Below are 14,499 nucleotides of genomic sequence, written 5' to 3'. Positions count from 1 at the left end.
ATTGGGCAAAAGGAAAAAATGATGTCCGAGCAAAATGTCTCCACCAGTTCTATGACCAATGTACTTATCATTGATGATGAAAACCAAATTCGTAAATTTTTAGATATAGCGTTAAGAGCACAAGGTTATAAAACCCTGTTGGTTGAAACGGGTCAAAAGGGTTTGGAGTTATTGGCACTTCAAGGCGCAGATTTGGTGGTTCTCGATCTCGGTTTACCTGATTTGGATGGTTGTGAAGTTCTCACTGAACTTCGTACATGGGCACAAGTTCCTGTGATTGTATTGTCTGTACGTGCGGATGAAGAAGAAAAAGTAAAACTATTGGATGCAGGTGCAAATGACTATGTAACCAAGCCATTTAGCGTACAGGAGTTAATGGCACGTATTCGTGTATTACTCAGACAGTTTCAACATACAGCAGTTGATACAGTTATTTTTGATGATGGTGTGTTAAAAATTGATTTTACACAGCGCCAAGTTTTTTTAAATCAGCAGCTTATTTCACTTACACGTAAAGAATATCAATTACTCAGTTTATTAGCTCAGCATAAAGGGCAGCTGATAACTCAACCACAGATTTTAAAAGATCTTTGGGGACCATCGCATCAGAAAGATACACATTATTTACGAATCTTGGTCGCCAAATTACGTGCTAAACTGAATGATAATGCGGTACAACCTAAATATATTGTGACTGAACCAGGTGTGGGGTTAAGGTTTTTAAATATGTCAGTGTAGTATTATTATCAGTGTTAATTTGACTGATCATATAAAACAGATCTATGCAGCAGAGCTGTAGCTACAAACAACTGTCTATAAAAGTGATGTGTGCTGATAAAAGCGTAGACTTTAACTTGGTAAACTAAACGTACTCATCAGGAGTTTACCATGAGCAAAAAGCAAAAGATTTATACAGCAGAATTTAAAGCTGAAGCAATAAAACAAATTGAAGAAAATAAAGGCAATGTTTCGGAAACAGCAAGACAGCTTGGTATTTCCATGCAAACTTTGTCAAATTGGTACAACAAAGCAAAAGCTAGAAGATTAGCAGGCACACAGCAATATTCACCTGATCTCGTTGCTTTACTCGAAGAAAATAAAAAACTCAAACAGCAACTCAAAACTGCTGAAATGGAAAGAGAATTCCTAAAAAAAGCAGCAGCGTACTTTGCCAAGGAAAGTCAGTGAGGTACGCCTGTATGAAACAGTATAAAGATACATATCCAATCACCATGATGGCGAAGCTGTTAAAAGTGTCAGTTTCGCGATTTTATGACTGGTTGAAACGAGGCATGAGTAAAAGAGTTATTCTAAGAAACCAGCAGACAATTCTAGTCAAAATAGCACATCAGGAAACCCATGAAAGCTATGGTTATGTTCGTCTAGCGAAGTATCTACAGTCAAAAGGCATTCAAATCAGTGAGTATGCAGTCCGCTGTATTAAAAAACTAAATCAGTTGTACTTTAAGCGTCATAAACGTTTTAAAAGGACAACAAATAGCGATCATAATCGTTTTGTTTACAATAATTTGTTAGAGCAAAACTTTGCAGTAACTGCTCCAAATGTTGCATGGGTAAGTGATATTACGTACATCTGGACGGCTGAAGGTTGGCTATATTTAACTGCTTTAAAAGATCTTTGTAGTAAACAAGTGGTTGGCTATAGCTTAAGTGAACGGATGACAGCAGATCTCGTTTGCAATGCACTGAGTATGGCGATTCGTAATCATAAGCCATCTCAAGGCTTAATCGTTCATTCGGACAGAGGAAGTCAATATTGCAGTTATGAATATCGTAATATGATTGAAAAATATGGATTTCAAGGTTCAATGAGTAAGCGCGGTGATTGTTATGACAACGCACCTATTGAGAGCTTCTGGGGAATATTAAAAAATGAGTTGGTTCACCATCGCAACTACAAAACAAGGGAAGATGCTAAAGCAGATATTACAAAATACATAGAGCTATTTTATAATCAACAAAGGATTCAGAAAGGACTGGATTTTAAGACACCAAATCAAATGGCAGAGGACTTTTACAAGTTGGTTGCCTAAAATCTCCCAAGTGGAAGTCTCCTGTTATTTCAGCACACATCAATCTTGATAACGCACACTCCAATATTCATCTAAAAGATATACGAAATACTTAAACATGGACCTCAACCGCTGAGTAATGGTCATATAGTTAGCATCTATATTTAATCTAAGTCGAATCAAATTTGTTCCTAACTTTTTATTATTTTCCAAGAAAACAATGAAGTTATCGATTTCATTCAAAAAAATCTCAGGTTCATATTTGGCAGACAAAAAAGATTCACAGAACAAAGTTGAATATTTCTGATACCAAAATTCATACCAAAACTTTAATGCCAGCATATCTGATTGTTGTGTAGCAAAACTTTGAAATCTCAGGACAGTCGTAGAATAGAGTAAAGGATAGAGACAAGGTACTGTAGCTGAAGCATCAAACAATAAAACTATGTGATTTTGATTTGAATACTTTTTTGAAAGTGTAATTGTTTTTACGACAAACATTCTAAGTACCAAGAACTTTATGAAGTAAATAGAATATAAACATAAGTGAATTGAAAGTGAAATGTTATTTTATATAAGTATTTGATTTTAAGTTAAGCAAAGAGGTTTATGAACTTAACGTATCATGTACTCAATTTAACATAATATACATTATGCGAAATAAGAGTTCTGCAAAAAATACCCAAACTTATCAAAATCCAGTATTAATGATAGATTAAATTTTCCCATACCAGTTGTAAATTTGGATTGCGATTAATTTTACTTTTTAAAATATAAATTTCCTGAGTAAAATAAAAATCTGTATCATTTATAATTTTTAACTTATTTTGCTTGATTTCATTATTCACGACATTTCTAGGTAGCCATGCGATACCCAACCCTTGCAAAACAAGCTCTTTTAAATCAAGTGCATTGTCTGTTTCATATAATATTTTATAATCTAAGGGTTGAATAATTTTATCGACATATTTACGCAAATACGCCTTTGAACCATAAGTTAATAGTGGTAAATGTTGATCATTTTCTAAATCATAATTTTGCTCAGTTGTACATACTGGAATAATCTCCATTTCACCCAATTTATGATATGCAATCAAGCTACTGTCTAATGAATTAAGCAACGTTGTATCTGCATAACAAATCAAAAAATGACAAATACCCTCTTTTAAATTCTTCAGTCCTTCTCCTACATTATTGGTGGCAATTTCAAGGTGAAAATCTTTCAACTTTTCAGGTAAATATTTAACAACTTGTGAAAAATAATTCGACATTAAGGAATGTGAAACTGAAAATTTAATAATTTTATCTTGCGTATTGAGTTTATTTAGCAAGCTTAGAGTAAGATCGAGTTGATCTTTAATATTTTTTGCTGTTGATAAAAGCACTTGTCCAACTTCATTAAATTCTATATTTTTCCCATTTCTAACCAAAATTTCTTGTCCTAAGTCGAGTTCAATTTGTTGGATTCTTCGGGTAAAAGCAGATTGGCTCACAAAGCGATGTTCAGCAGCTTTTGAAATAGATTTCATAGCATCTAGTGCCAAAATATCTTCAATCCAGCGAATATCTAAACTCATTTCAACTTCAATAACCTGATTAAAATAACAACATTATATGCAAAATTTGCATACATTTTTTATTTTTTGCATTAGCCAGATGAAATTTTTACTTTTATGCTTTTATTAACCCCTCATTGGACTATGTTCATGTCTCAGCATCGTTTAGAATCAGATTTACTTGGTCAAAAACAAATTCCTGCTCAAGCGTATTATGGTGTACAAACCTTAAGAGCATTAGAAAACTTCAATTTAAGCTCAACCAAACTCTCTCATTTTCCTTTATTTATCAAAGCACTTGCAATGGTTAAATTGGCATGTGCTGAAGCGAATCACAGTACCGACAAACTTTCTTCGGAAAAGTTAAAAGCCATTCAGTTTGCATGCAATGAATTAATACAAGATCAATATCATGATCAATTCCAAATTGATATGTTACAAGGTGGCGCAGGTACTTCGACCAATATGAATGCCAATGAGGTCATTGCCAATATTGGTTTAGAGTTTTTAGGCTATGCAAAAGGTGAATATAAATATTTGCATCCAAATAATGATGTTAATATGTCACAGTCCACCAACGATGTTTATCCAACTTCTATCAAGTTAGGCTTGTTGCTTAGTTTGGAAAAATTAACTCAGCCATTTAATGAATTGGTGGAAAGCCTTGCACAAAAAGGCATTGAATTTGCCAATATCGTTAAAATGGGACGGACACAATTACAAGATGCTGTGCCGATGACACTTGGACAAGAATTTTCAGGTTTTTCAGTCACTTTAAAGAAAGATATTGAAAAAATTCTAGATATTTCATCTGAAACACTCTGCTATGTAAATCTAGGCGGTACTGCAATTGGTACAGGCATCAATGCCTCAGAACAATATAAGAAAAAGGCACTTTCTGCATTGTCTGAAATCACTTGTAGACCGATGATGAGTGCGCCACATTTGATCGAAGCAAGTTCAGATATGGGGGATTTTGTATTGCTTTCAGGTTTATTAAAACGGACTGCAACAAAATTATCCAAAATTGCCAATGACTTACGCTTACTTTCGAGTGGTCCACGTACAGGCATGCATGAGATAAATTTAGAGCCTCGCCAACCCGGTAGCTCAATCATGCCAGGTAAGGTAAATCCTGTTATTCCTGAAGCTGTGAATATTGCCTGTTATCAGATTATTGCCAATGATTTAGCGATCACACTTGCAGCAGAATCTGGTCAATTGCAACTCAACGCAATGGAACCTTTGATTGCGCTTAAGTTGTTTGAATCAATTGATCTATTAGAAAAAACAGTAAAAATGTTCAAAAATTACTGTATTGATAGCGTGACTGCCAACGCCTCACACTGTAAAAATTTAGTGGATAATTCTATTGGTATTATCACTGCATTAAATCCATATCTTGGTTATGAAACCACGACACGCATTGCAAAAGCGGCGAACGAAACAGGCAAAAGTATTCTTGCTATCATTGAAGATGAAAAGCTATTAAGTAAGCAATCTTTGGATGATATTTTTTCGATTAAAAATTTAGCAAATTTCTAAATTTTCTATAAAACCAATAAAGGGAAAAGACTTTGGTGTTTTCCCTTTTTTATTTTGAATTTAATCTAACACTTATAACAAACCAATTTCTTTAAAAAAATGTTGATATGCTTTGGCTTTTTCCGTCAGTGCTAATGGATAAGCACGTGATGATGATGGCATCCGATATAAAGTAATCTCTCTTTGATCAAATACGGTATGCACTGCATGACCAATTTGTGGCTTGTCAGTACCATCTGGCATAGACAGCATCAAAGTATCTGTGGCTTTATCTCCAGTGGTCATGATGTTATTGCATTCAGGCATTTGATCCAATAATTGTTTTAAATCTGTGACTGTTTCGATCTGTAGAAATTTATCCGAAGCATTTCCTTTTAGACGAATAACTTGGTATGCCGTGTCAAATATTGCAATGCCCTTTTCATTTAAAAAATCACGTATTTTGTCTTCTTTAAAATTTTTATTGGGCAAATCTAAAAAATGATCTTTATCTTGAAAAAAAACCAAACCAAAAATTCGCCACATATCATTTTGATAATTCGGATAATAAAAATCCATTTTCCAACGAGTTTTTGGCGGTGGAAAGCTACCGAGCATCAAAAGTTTGGCATTTGTGGGTAAAAAGGGTTTAAGTGGATGCGTTTCAATCAAACTGTCTGTCATTCATCAATATTTTTTTAGTTACTAGTAAGCTAGTCTAACATAGGCATTTTATTTAAATTTATGCGGTTTGATAATTTTTAATTTTATCTAAATTCTATTATTTTATTATAATAAATATATAGCGTCTTTATTTCTTCTATAAAACTATTATAATAGTTTTATGAATACTTATTGTACAATTCAAATTTATAATCAACAACAATGGCAAGACTGTGCAGTTGTTGAATTATTAGAGGCTTCGAGCTTAGGTTGGGAAGCTAAGACACGCACATCTTATCTTCTTGAATATGCAATTTCACATATGGAGCAGCGTGACGCATATGCTCTAAGCTATCATTTTCCTGTCAATGTGCAAAGTCAAAGCTTAAATACTTGGCCAGCATTTTTAATAGATTTATTGCCTCAAGGTTTTGGGCGTAAAGAGCTATTACAGCAGCTTAATTTTCCTGAAAATGCACAGCAGCAAGCAGACTGGGCATTGTTAAATTCGGGTGCAAGTAATCCGATTGGTAATTTAAGAATTAAAGAAGCACATGAATGGTTACAAGCCAATTATCCCAATACGATTAAGGGATTTAGCTTACAAGAAATTATTGAAAGAAAAGAACATTTTATTGAGTCTTTGGCATCTTTTGGTTTATTTGTAGGTGGTTCTTCTGGGGTACAAGGTGAATGGCCAAAGCTCCTCCTTACCCAAGCCAAAGATGATTTGTTTTATTTAGATCATACACTTGTGGATGATCAAGCTAAAAAACACTGGTTGGTAAAGTTTAGTCGTGGGCAAGATTTACGACTAGAAAAAATTTTAACGCAAGAAGCGTTGTATATGAACATTGCGCAGTATCTACAGTTAAATGTTTATCAAGAATTGCAAATGCATGGGCGAACTTTATTTATTCCAAGATTTGATCGTAAAATTGAAAATGGGCAAGTGATACGTATTGCACAAGAAAGTATTGCCTCACTGGGGCAAAAGTCTGGATTTGGAGTAAAACTTTCCCACAATCAAATCTGTAGATTACTTATGGCAAGTTGCACGCATCCTGAAAGTCAAATTTTTGAATATTTGAAACGTGACCTTGCCAATGTTGCTTTGGGCAATAAAGATAATCATACACGCAATACTGCGATTCAAAGAGATGATCAAGGACTTATACAATTAACTCCTTTATATGATTTTGCGCCGATGTGGTTACATCCTGATGGGATTGCCCGAGCGACACGTTGGGAACAAGATGATCAGGGTGGCGCACCGATTTGGCAATCTGTCATGGAACAGGTTTCAGCACTTTGCAACATTGAAAAACAAAGATTAATTGATATTTTTAAACAGCAATTACCCTACTATCAAAATTTAATTGAATTTATGCACGAGCTTGGAATCGATCAAGAAATTATTAACAATAGCCAACCACGCATTGAAAATATTTGTCAACAATTGAGTGAGTTATCATAATGGATAAACGTTTTAAGTCGCTCAGTCCCATTGAGCAAATGCAAAGAAGACAAGCAGTTTTAGATACGATTGAACAGCATCCTGAGTGGGAAATTTATCAGGTCGCAAAATTCTTGCGCACCGAACTGAGATTAACTTTGCCTGAAATGGCGAAAATCACTAAGATTGCTCCACAAACCTTACAGAAAATTGAACAGGCTGAATCTAACCCGACCCTGCAGTCTATTTTAAAGCTATTAAATGCCTTTGGTTTGGATCTGATGGTAAAGCGGAATTAAACATGTGTGAGAGATAAATATCTTCTCTTAACTCCATGAAATTATACAGTTAAACTGTATTAGAACTTTAATCTAATTTTATTAGATAACTCTTTTGCCCAAACTTGATAAATTTCTTTACTAGGATGAAAACCATCATCCGCCATTTGTAAATCTAGTGCTTTAAAATGAGCTAAATCAAATTGAATTAATTGATAATTTTCTTTTTCAGCAACAAACTCTGCAAGTTTTTTATTCATTTCACTTGAGTATTGCCCAAATAACCATCCTAAAGGATTAGGCAATGCTGGAAATAAGTGCATCGGTGGCACACCTGTCACTAAAATCATGTGTGGAGAAAACTTTCTTTCAATGGCTGCATAAAATAGCTGCTGTTGCTGGAGCCATTTTTTTGGTGAAATGAGTTTAGTCACATCGTTCACGCCAACTGAAGTAATTATCACATCGAAATGCTGATGTTCAAGTTGTTGTATACGTTCTAAAACTTGTAGTGTTGTATCACCCGCTTTGGCTTCAAGTTGGTATTGAATTTTAAAATCATGTTGTAATGCAGCAAGTAGAGCACCTAATAATGCATCTTGTTGCTGTTTAACACCCACACCTGCCGCAGCAGAATCACCTAAAATTAAAATGGATAAGGCTTTTCCTTGACCAATACTGCCCTTTCGCACTCCTTCTGGTTCAGGTAAACGAGGTGTATTTTTTTTGACGTGATAACCTTGTACAAGCAATGACGGAATCAAACCAAATGTAATCAGTTTTAACGGGATCATAATATTCAGTCATGCTTATAATGTTGCCATGATTATACTGCTTAATTTGGGTAAATACTTGATAGTAAATAAATAGGAGATATGCTTTTAAAGCATTCTATCTTTTAATATAATGTGATAAATATCACAAATAATAGTTTTTAATGTTCATGGGGATGAATTTTGAATACAAAACTTGAGCATTATTCAAATAAAATGCAAGCATCTACATTTATATCCACTATAAACGCTCAGTCTGAGCTACAAACTTTTATTGATTCTTTAAGAAAATTGATTAAAAATCATAAAAACTTGAGTATTTCTCAGCAACGAGATGATCTTTTAGAAAATATTCAACTTATTCAAAAGCAACCTTTTCTTTCTTTACAATTACAACGTATTTTAAATATTGAACAGCAAAATCCAGATATTACAAAATATTATGCTACTTTTAAGGACGTTTTAGAGGATTATCCGATATCAGTTCAACTACAGTCTAAGCGATGTTTAGATGCTAACTATAAAACCAATATGTTTAGCTCAGCGATCGCAAACTATCAAAAATATTTATTTGATCTGTTGTTTGTTATGTATTGCTTTAATTTTGATAATATTGACTTCACCGTAGATTTTATTGAAGATTATTTAAAATTTATTCATCAAATCCATGTAGCGCAGGTGACAACTAAAATTTCATTACGTGAACAAGCCACGATTAATAGTTCCATACTGGTTGAAATTCCACGCAACAGCATGGTTAAATTTTATGCTCATCCAGTGAATGAATATTGGGTTAAGGTTTTATTTGTTCATCATGATATTGAAATTGAAGGTTATATTCAGTCAATTTATTTAAAGAAAAATAGTTAGGGTATTTTTTAAAGGGTCAAAAAGACTTTTTTAACCCTCATTACTCAATAAAAACTAGCCCAATTTATTGACAATTTTTAAAGGTAAAACTTTCATTGCCAATCCTAATGGTAACCACGGCCATTGTGGTACATAGGCTTTAATAGGTTGTTTTTCAATAGCTTTGACCAATAAATGTGAGCCTGTTTCTACATCCACTTCAAATGGTAATTTTTTCGCACCTTCATTAATTTCAGTACGAATATACCCAGGGAAAATTGTTGAAACTTTAATTTTTGTATCAATCAATTCTGCTCGGATTCCCTCAGCCAATGCTGCAACCCCTGCTTTGCTTGCGCCATAAGCGGTTAAATGTTTTGGCATACCACGAATCGCACTCATGGAAGAAATCACGACCAAATGCCCAGTCTTTTGTTCACGAAAAATTTCAACGGCTGCTTCACATTGTGCTAATGCTGAAATAAAGTTAGTTTCTACTGTTGCACGATTGATTTCAAACTTTCCATTTCCGATACGACGACCATCTCCCACGCCTGCATTGACAATAATACGATCAATCGTACCAAAATCGTTTTTAAACTCACGAAAAACCTGAAAAATTTGTTCGTAGTTGGTCACATCCAACGTTTTAGCAATAACTTTTACACCGTATTTTGATTCAAGTTCCTGCTGTAGCTTTTCTAAACGTTCTAATCGTCTTGCACAAATGGCTAAGTTATAGCCTTTTTGTGCAAATTCTCGTGCCATACCTGCACCGATGCCTGAACTTGCACCTGTAATTAAAATTGTTTTCGCCATGATGACATTCCTGTTTTATTTGTTTTTAACCCTATTTTATCTAAAAGATGAGATTAAAAATCCAGTTTAAATCCACGTAAGAAGGTTGATATCCTGTGCTTTTAAAAAGTGATGTTCATTTAAGCTCAATAATTGCGGTTCATTTCCAACTAAACGCATCGTGGTTAAGCTGCTATTGGCAATCGCCCAATTTAAAGCAAAAGTACGATTTACATTGAGTTCCATAACTTTTCCTGCTGCAACAGAGATCACACCACCTGAAGTAAAAACGACTGCATAGCGTGGTTTGGTTTTTGCAAGTTCATCACATAAGTTTTGCAAAGCCGATTCCACCCGATTTTTGAAATTTGGCCAAGACTCATCATATTCATGATGAAAATCCCCGCCCGTCCATCGCTCAATCGCACCATCAAAAATTTTAGCCAAATATGCGCGTGGACTTTGTTCTTTTGCGACTTCTTGTTTTAATAAATGTGGCTCATTGAAACGAGGATCGTACTGAGCAAAGACTTGTTGGTGGTTAAATTCATTCCAAGCAGGATTGATATGAATTTGAGTTTCAGGAAAACATTCTGCAAGCGCAAATTCAGCGGTTTGTTGATGACGTTGCATTGAACCTGCCACAACATAAGGTTGTTCTTTTAAAATATTTCTAAAAAATTGACCTAATACTTTGGCTTGTTGCTCACCATGACACGATAATTTATCGTAACTTTCCGCACCAAAAGACGCTTGCCCATGACGGACGAGATAAATTGTGGTCATTTTCCTAAAATTTCCTTAAATTTAGCCATGTATTCTTGTACGAGTTCATTTGCTTCAATTTTTTGCTTGCCAATCAATTTTAAAGCACGAATATGTAGTGCATGAATCACAATCCAAAAGTCTTTAAATGCAGGATTATTGGTTTGCTTATGATAATAACGATAATAAATTTGCTGTGCGATAACCGCTAAACGGAAAATACCAAATACTTCATAAAACGCCCAGTTTTCAGGTTGTAACCCTGTTTTTTCTAGGTAGTAATCCACCACTTCTTTGCGTGTAAACATGCCTTTTAAATGAGTAGGTTGGCGACGAGTGGATTTAAAAATCTGGTTATCTGTGTCCTCAACCCAATAAGCCAATGCCGACCCTAAATCCATCAATGGATCACCGATGGTTGCCATTTCCCAGTCTAAAACCCCAATCACTTGGGTTGGGTTTTTAGGATCAAGAATGACATTATCAAAACGCCAATCATTGTGAATTAAACAACTAGTTGAATCTTCAGGAATATGCTCAAGTAGCCATTTACGTACGAACTTAAAACTTGGCACATTGAGGGTATGCGCTTTTTCATAACGTTTGTCCCAACCTTCCACTTGTCGGCGGCAATAGCCATCTCCTTTACCCAGCTGTTCGAGTTTTGTACCTTTATAGGGAACTTGATGTAATTCAATCAATTTATCCAGTACATTGACACATAATTCATGCACTTGTTCTTCATTAAACTTTAACTCTGCTGGAAGTTTTGCCCGTGGAATAATGCCTTCGATACGCTTCATCACGTAAAAATCACATCCAAGCACAGATTCATCTTGGCATAAGCCAACCATTTCGGGGAGAACTGGATAATAAGGCGCAAGCCAACGTTGTACGTTATATTCACGTGCCATGTCATGCGCTGATTTTGCTTTTGTACCTTTTGGTGGACGACGTAAAATCAAGTCAGCATTGGCATATTTTAAACGATATGTCCAGTTTGATGCGCCTCCTGAATATTGAGTGACTTCTACAGGTCCTGAAATTTCAGAACCATTTTCAATTAACCAATTTCCAACAGCTCGGACATCGAGTTCTTCACCTTCACGTACATTTCCACCAACATCAATCACCGACATGATTTTTCCCTGATTGTTTAATTTTCAATACTGGTCATTTTTCCATATTATCATTTCACAGAAAAATGACGTTTTTAATTCATTCAAATTAGATTACTTTTTACGGCTAGCATATCCCCTTTTTTTTAACTCAAGTTTAGCAATCATGCCTTTATGCACTTCATCTGGTCCATCTGCCAAACGTAATGCCCGAGCCTGAGCAAAGAATCCTGTCAGTGGTGTGTCATGTGATAAACCTTCACCACCATGAATTTGAATCGCCATATCAACCACTTGCTGCAATACATTTGGCGCAACCACTTTAATGGCTGAAATTTCAGTTAATGCTGCCATATTTCCTAAAGTATCCATTTTATAGGCTGCATACAAGGTTAAAAGTCGTGCTTGATCAATGGCGACACGTGCTTCAGCGACACGTTCCAGATTTCCACCGAGTTTTAAAATTTCTTTACCAAAAGCCGTCCGACGCATACCACGATCAATCATCAACTCTAAAGATTTTTCAGCAGCGCCAATGCAACGCATACAGTGGTGAATGCGTCCTGGTCCTAAACGCCCTTGTGCAATTTCAAAACCTTGTCCTGCACCACCAATAAAATTTGAGATCGGCACACGTACATTGTCAAAACTGACTTCACCATGACCATGTGGCGCATCATAATCACCAAATACAGGTAACATACGTTCTATTTTTACACCTTGCGTATCTACAGGAACCAAAACCATAGAATGTTGGTGATGGCGATCTTTACTTGCATCTGGCGTATGTGCCATGAAAATAATAATTTTTGCATTTGGATCGCCTAAACCCGATGACCACCATTTACGACCGTTGAGAACAATTTCATCACCTTCCACAATTGCCGTTGCTTGCATATTGGTGGCGTCACTGGATGCAACTTCTGGCTCAGTCATACAAAAAACAGAACGAATTTTCCCATCCAATAGCGGTTTTAACCATTGTTCTTTTTGTGTTTCGGAGCCATAACGCCATAATACTTCCATATTGCCGCTATCAGGTGCATTACAGTTAAATACAGCTGGCGCAATTAAACTACGCCCTGAAAGCTCTGCAATATGTGCATATTCTTGTACAGATAAACCTTGACCAAGTTCGGCATCAGGCAAAAACATATTCCATAAACCTGCTGCTTTGGCTTTTTGTTTTAATTGTTCGAGTTGCGCTGGCCACTGCCATGTCGTCCAATCATCACCTTGATTAAGATGATGCATTTCCTTCCAAAACTCAGCTTCAATTGGTTCGATTTCATTTTGAATAAATTGTTGGGTTTTTTCTATAAATTGTTGTGCTCTTGTGGAAAGTTCAAACATTTTTATGTCCTTTAAAATATGAATACGCTTTACAACAGCATACTGTTAACTCTACTATGAATAAAATGATTTAATTAGATATATTAGTATGAATCATATTCATAATCAAAACAGCTTGGATTTATCCGTTTTTCATCGTATAGATATTAATTTATACCCTGTTTTTATTGCAATTTATCAACAAAATAGTATTACTCAAGCTGCACATCTTTTATGTGTGAGTCAATCTGCGGTAAGTCATGCTTTACAACGCTTACGCCTACTCTTAAAAGACGATTTATTTGTACGGCATCATCAGAAAATGCGTCCAACACCATTTGCAGAACAAATTTATCCGCATATTCTGCAAGCTTTAGCGCTATTACAAAAACTCTCTGAGCCACAGCAAAGTTTTAATCCGAGTATGGTAAAAAGCTTAAGAATTGCGATTCATGATGAAATTGAACCCTTAGTATTTCCCAAATTATTTAAACATTTTCAAAACTTAAATTTAGATATTGAATTTTTAAGTAGCAAATTAGACCGTAAAACCGTTCAAACAGAACTCGTCACACAACAAATTGATTTTGCAATCGATCTTCAGCAAAACTATGCACATAACATCGAATTTAAAACCTTGATTCAGGATAAATTTGTCGTATGTTCACAGCAAAAAAATATGAATAAACAACTATATTTTGCTGCGAAACATGTTGGTGTGTCTTCTCGACGTACAGGTGTTTTATTAGAAGATTCATTTATTCAGCAGCAGAATTTTTCTCGGGAATTATTATTGCGTTGTCAGCACTATTCAACCGCGTTACAGATTTTAGAAAGCAATCCAAATGCTGTTTTGACGATTCCCCAAGAGGTTTTAAGTCATTTATCGATTTCTAATCAAATTTGTATTTTTCAACATCCTTTAGATTTACCTTTGATTAATATAGGAATGTTTTGGTTTAAGGATTTGGAGTTAAATTCAAGACATACTTTTTTAAGGAACGAGTTATTGCATGTTTTTAAGCATTTTGAAAATAAAACTACTTAGGCTATTTGGATATATCATTGAAGTTTATTGTTCAGCTTTAAGGATTTTTTATGAAATACAATTTCATCATCATTTGACAAATTGAATTTTTTTCATACAATACTCTTTCTCAACTATTCCCTATAAGAGTAACGCCAATGAAGTAAGTCATTTTCTCATCAAATTCCTATTTTTAATTTTTTGATGTGCAAAATGTCTGAATGCGTGACTTTGTCTATATATTCAAGCAATTATTTTCTCTGATCTTTTATGCGTTTTTTGAAAATAAAATGTGTTATTGCTTGAAAATTACCTCTCAATAAATAT

General features: G+C 34.8%; 15 protein-coding genes. 7 read left to right on the top strand and 8 right to left on the bottom strand.

Translation table 11 applies throughout. The annotated features are described in order from the left end of the window. The first annotated feature begins 21 nt into the window (after nucleotides 1-21). The gene (locus DJ533_RS09860; protein ID WP_065993918.1) at nucleotides 22-738 is read left to right on the top strand and encodes a response regulator; all 717 of its coding nucleotides are present in this window, start codon (nucleotides 22-24) and stop codon (nucleotides 736-738) included. 150 nt (nucleotides 739-888) lie between these two features. Further along, nucleotides 889-2,054 (top strand): IS3 family transposase gene (locus DJ533_RS09855; protein WP_089024785.1). Its coding sequence is split into 2 segments (ribosomal slippage): nucleotides 889-1,156 and nucleotides 1,156-2,054, totalling 1,167 coding nucleotides; the frame shifts between segments, so codons are not numbered across the junction. Between the two features lie 39 nt (nucleotides 2,055-2,093). Here the strand turns inward: DJ533_RS09855 and DJ533_RS09850 are convergent. Continuing rightward, nucleotides 2,094-2,534: a hypothetical protein gene (locus DJ533_RS09850; RefSeq protein ID WP_065993921.1), complete on the bottom strand. Its 441-nt coding sequence runs from the start codon at nucleotides 2,532-2,534 to the stop codon at nucleotides 2,094-2,096. A gap of 203 nt (nucleotides 2,535-2,737) precedes the next feature. After that, complete coding sequence (locus tag DJ533_RS09845) at nucleotides 2,738-3,610, bottom strand: LysR substrate-binding domain-containing protein (protein WP_065993922.1); 873 nt, start codon at nucleotides 3,608-3,610, stop codon at nucleotides 2,738-2,740. A 129-nt stretch (nucleotides 3,611-3,739) separates the two neighbouring features. On the opposite strand from DJ533_RS09845, the gene DJ533_RS09840 reads away from it, so the two are divergent. Then, the gene (locus tag DJ533_RS09840) at nucleotides 3,740-5,134 is read left to right on the top strand and encodes an aspartate ammonia-lyase (protein ID WP_407647737.1); all 1,395 of its coding nucleotides are present in this window, start codon (nucleotides 3,740-3,742) and stop codon (nucleotides 5,132-5,134) included. Nucleotides 5,135-5,206: 72 nt separating this feature from the next. On the opposite strand, the gene DJ533_RS09835 is transcribed toward DJ533_RS09840, so the two are convergent. After that, nucleotides 5,207-5,797 (bottom strand): uracil-DNA glycosylase family protein, encoded by a 591-nt coding sequence (locus DJ533_RS09835; RefSeq protein ID WP_065993923.1) that lies wholly within the window; start codon nucleotides 5,795-5,797, stop codon nucleotides 5,207-5,209. 160 nt (nucleotides 5,798-5,957) lie between these two features. Between DJ533_RS09835 and DJ533_RS09830 the strand changes: the two genes are divergently transcribed. Together DJ533_RS09830 and DJ533_RS09825 are read left to right on the top strand one after the other, a co-directional pair. Beyond that, nucleotides 5,958-7,253 (top strand): type II toxin-antitoxin system HipA family toxin, encoded by a 1,296-nt coding sequence (locus DJ533_RS09830; protein ID WP_065993924.1) that lies wholly within the window; start codon nucleotides 5,958-5,960, stop codon nucleotides 7,251-7,253. Beyond that, a complete protein-coding gene (locus DJ533_RS09825; RefSeq protein ID WP_065993925.1) occupies nucleotides 7,253-7,531 on the top strand; it encodes a helix-turn-helix domain-containing protein in 279 nt (92 codons plus the stop codon). The genes DJ533_RS09830 and DJ533_RS09825 overlap by 1 nt, the downstream gene beginning before the upstream one ends. Nucleotides 7,532-7,590: 59 nt before the next feature. Here the strand turns inward: DJ533_RS09825 and DJ533_RS09820 are convergent, their stop codons facing one another. Next, entirely contained in the window at nucleotides 7,591-8,301 is a 711-nt protein-coding gene (locus tag DJ533_RS09820; protein WP_065993990.1) for an SGNH/GDSL hydrolase family protein, read from the bottom strand. Between the two features lie 165 nt (nucleotides 8,302-8,466). On the opposite strand from DJ533_RS09820, the gene DJ533_RS09815 reads away from it, so the two are divergent. Beyond that, entirely contained in the window at nucleotides 8,467-9,153 is a 687-nt protein-coding gene (locus DJ533_RS09815; protein ID WP_065993926.1) for a hypothetical protein, read from the top strand. Between the two features lie 54 nt (nucleotides 9,154-9,207). On the opposite strand, the gene DJ533_RS09810 is transcribed toward DJ533_RS09815, so the two are convergent. The 4 genes from DJ533_RS09810 to DJ533_RS09795 all read right to left on the bottom strand — a co-directional run bounded on the left by DJ533_RS09810 (nucleotide 9,208) and on the right by DJ533_RS09795 (nucleotide 13,166). After that, the gene (locus DJ533_RS09810; RefSeq protein WP_065993927.1) at nucleotides 9,208-9,951 is read right to left on the bottom strand and encodes an SDR family oxidoreductase; all 744 of its coding nucleotides are present in this window, start codon (nucleotides 9,949-9,951) and stop codon (nucleotides 9,208-9,210) included. 66 nt (nucleotides 9,952-10,017) lie between these two features. Then, nucleotides 10,018-10,716, bottom strand: coding sequence for a histidine phosphatase family protein (locus DJ533_RS09805; protein WP_065993928.1), 699 nt, complete (start codon nucleotides 10,714-10,716; stop codon nucleotides 10,018-10,020). Beyond that, nucleotides 10,713-11,834 (bottom strand): phosphotransferase family protein, encoded by a 1,122-nt coding sequence (locus DJ533_RS09800; RefSeq protein ID WP_065993929.1) that lies wholly within the window; start codon nucleotides 11,832-11,834, stop codon nucleotides 10,713-10,715. Before DJ533_RS09800 ends, DJ533_RS09805 begins: the two co-directional genes overlap by 4 nt. 93 nt (nucleotides 11,835-11,927) lie before the next feature. Continuing rightward, on the bottom strand, nucleotides 11,928-13,166 hold the full coding sequence (locus DJ533_RS09795) for an acyl-CoA dehydrogenase family protein (protein ID WP_065993930.1): 1,239 nt from the start codon (nucleotides 13,164-13,166) through the stop codon (nucleotides 11,928-11,930). Between the two features lie 88 nt (nucleotides 13,167-13,254). On the opposite strand from DJ533_RS09795, the gene DJ533_RS09790 reads away from it, so the two are divergent. Then, nucleotides 13,255-14,193, top strand: a complete 939-nt coding sequence (locus DJ533_RS09790; RefSeq protein ID WP_065993931.1) for a LysR family transcriptional regulator — start codon at nucleotides 13,255-13,257, stop codon at nucleotides 14,191-14,193. Nucleotides 14,194-14,499 lie beyond the last annotated feature (306 nt).

Origin of the sequence: Acinetobacter defluvii (assembly GCF_001704615.3) — a bacterium.
Lineage (GTDB): Bacteria > Pseudomonadota > Gammaproteobacteria > Pseudomonadales > Moraxellaceae > Acinetobacter > Acinetobacter defluvii.
The sequence above is the reverse complement of the archived record's forward strand: the minus strand, read 5'-3'. Positions and strand labels throughout refer to the sequence as shown.

Coding starts and splice junctions, on each gene's coding strand:
- DJ533_RS09860 (WP_065993918.1), top strand. CDS start 22: ATGTCCGAGCAAAATGTCTCCACCAGTTCTATGACCAATGTACTTATC.
- DJ533_RS09850 (WP_065993921.1), bottom strand. CDS start 2,534: ATGTTTGTCGTAAAAACAATTACACTTTCAAAAAAGTATTCAAATCAA.
- DJ533_RS09845 (WP_065993922.1), bottom strand. CDS start 3,610: ATGAGTTTAGATATTCGCTGGATTGAAGATATTTTGGCACTAGATGCT.
- DJ533_RS09840 (WP_407647737.1), top strand. CDS start 3,740: ATGTCTCAGCATCGTTTAGAATCAGATTTACTTGGTCAAAAACAAATT.
- DJ533_RS09835 (WP_065993923.1), bottom strand. CDS start 5,797: ATGACAGACAGTTTGATTGAAACGCATCCACTTAAACCCTTTTTACCC.
- DJ533_RS09830 (WP_065993924.1), top strand. CDS start 5,958: ATGAATACTTATTGTACAATTCAAATTTATAATCAACAACAATGGCAA.
- DJ533_RS09825 (WP_065993925.1), top strand. CDS start 7,253: ATGGATAAACGTTTTAAGTCGCTCAGTCCCATTGAGCAAATGCAAAGA.
- DJ533_RS09810 (WP_065993927.1), bottom strand. CDS start 9,951: ATGGCGAAAACAATTTTAATTACAGGTGCAAGTTCAGGCATCGGTGCA.
- DJ533_RS09805 (WP_065993928.1), bottom strand. CDS start 10,716: ATGACCACAATTTATCTCGTCCGTCATGGGCAAGCGTCTTTTGGTGCG.
- DJ533_RS09800 (WP_065993929.1), bottom strand. CDS start 11,834: ATGTCGGTGATTGATGTTGGTGGAAATGTACGTGAAGGTGAAGAACTC.
- DJ533_RS09795 (WP_065993930.1), bottom strand. CDS start 13,166: ATGTTTGAACTTTCCACAAGAGCACAACAATTTATAGAAAAAACCCAA.
- DJ533_RS09790 (WP_065993931.1), top strand. CDS start 13,255: ATGAATCATATTCATAATCAAAACAGCTTGGATTTATCCGTTTTTCAT.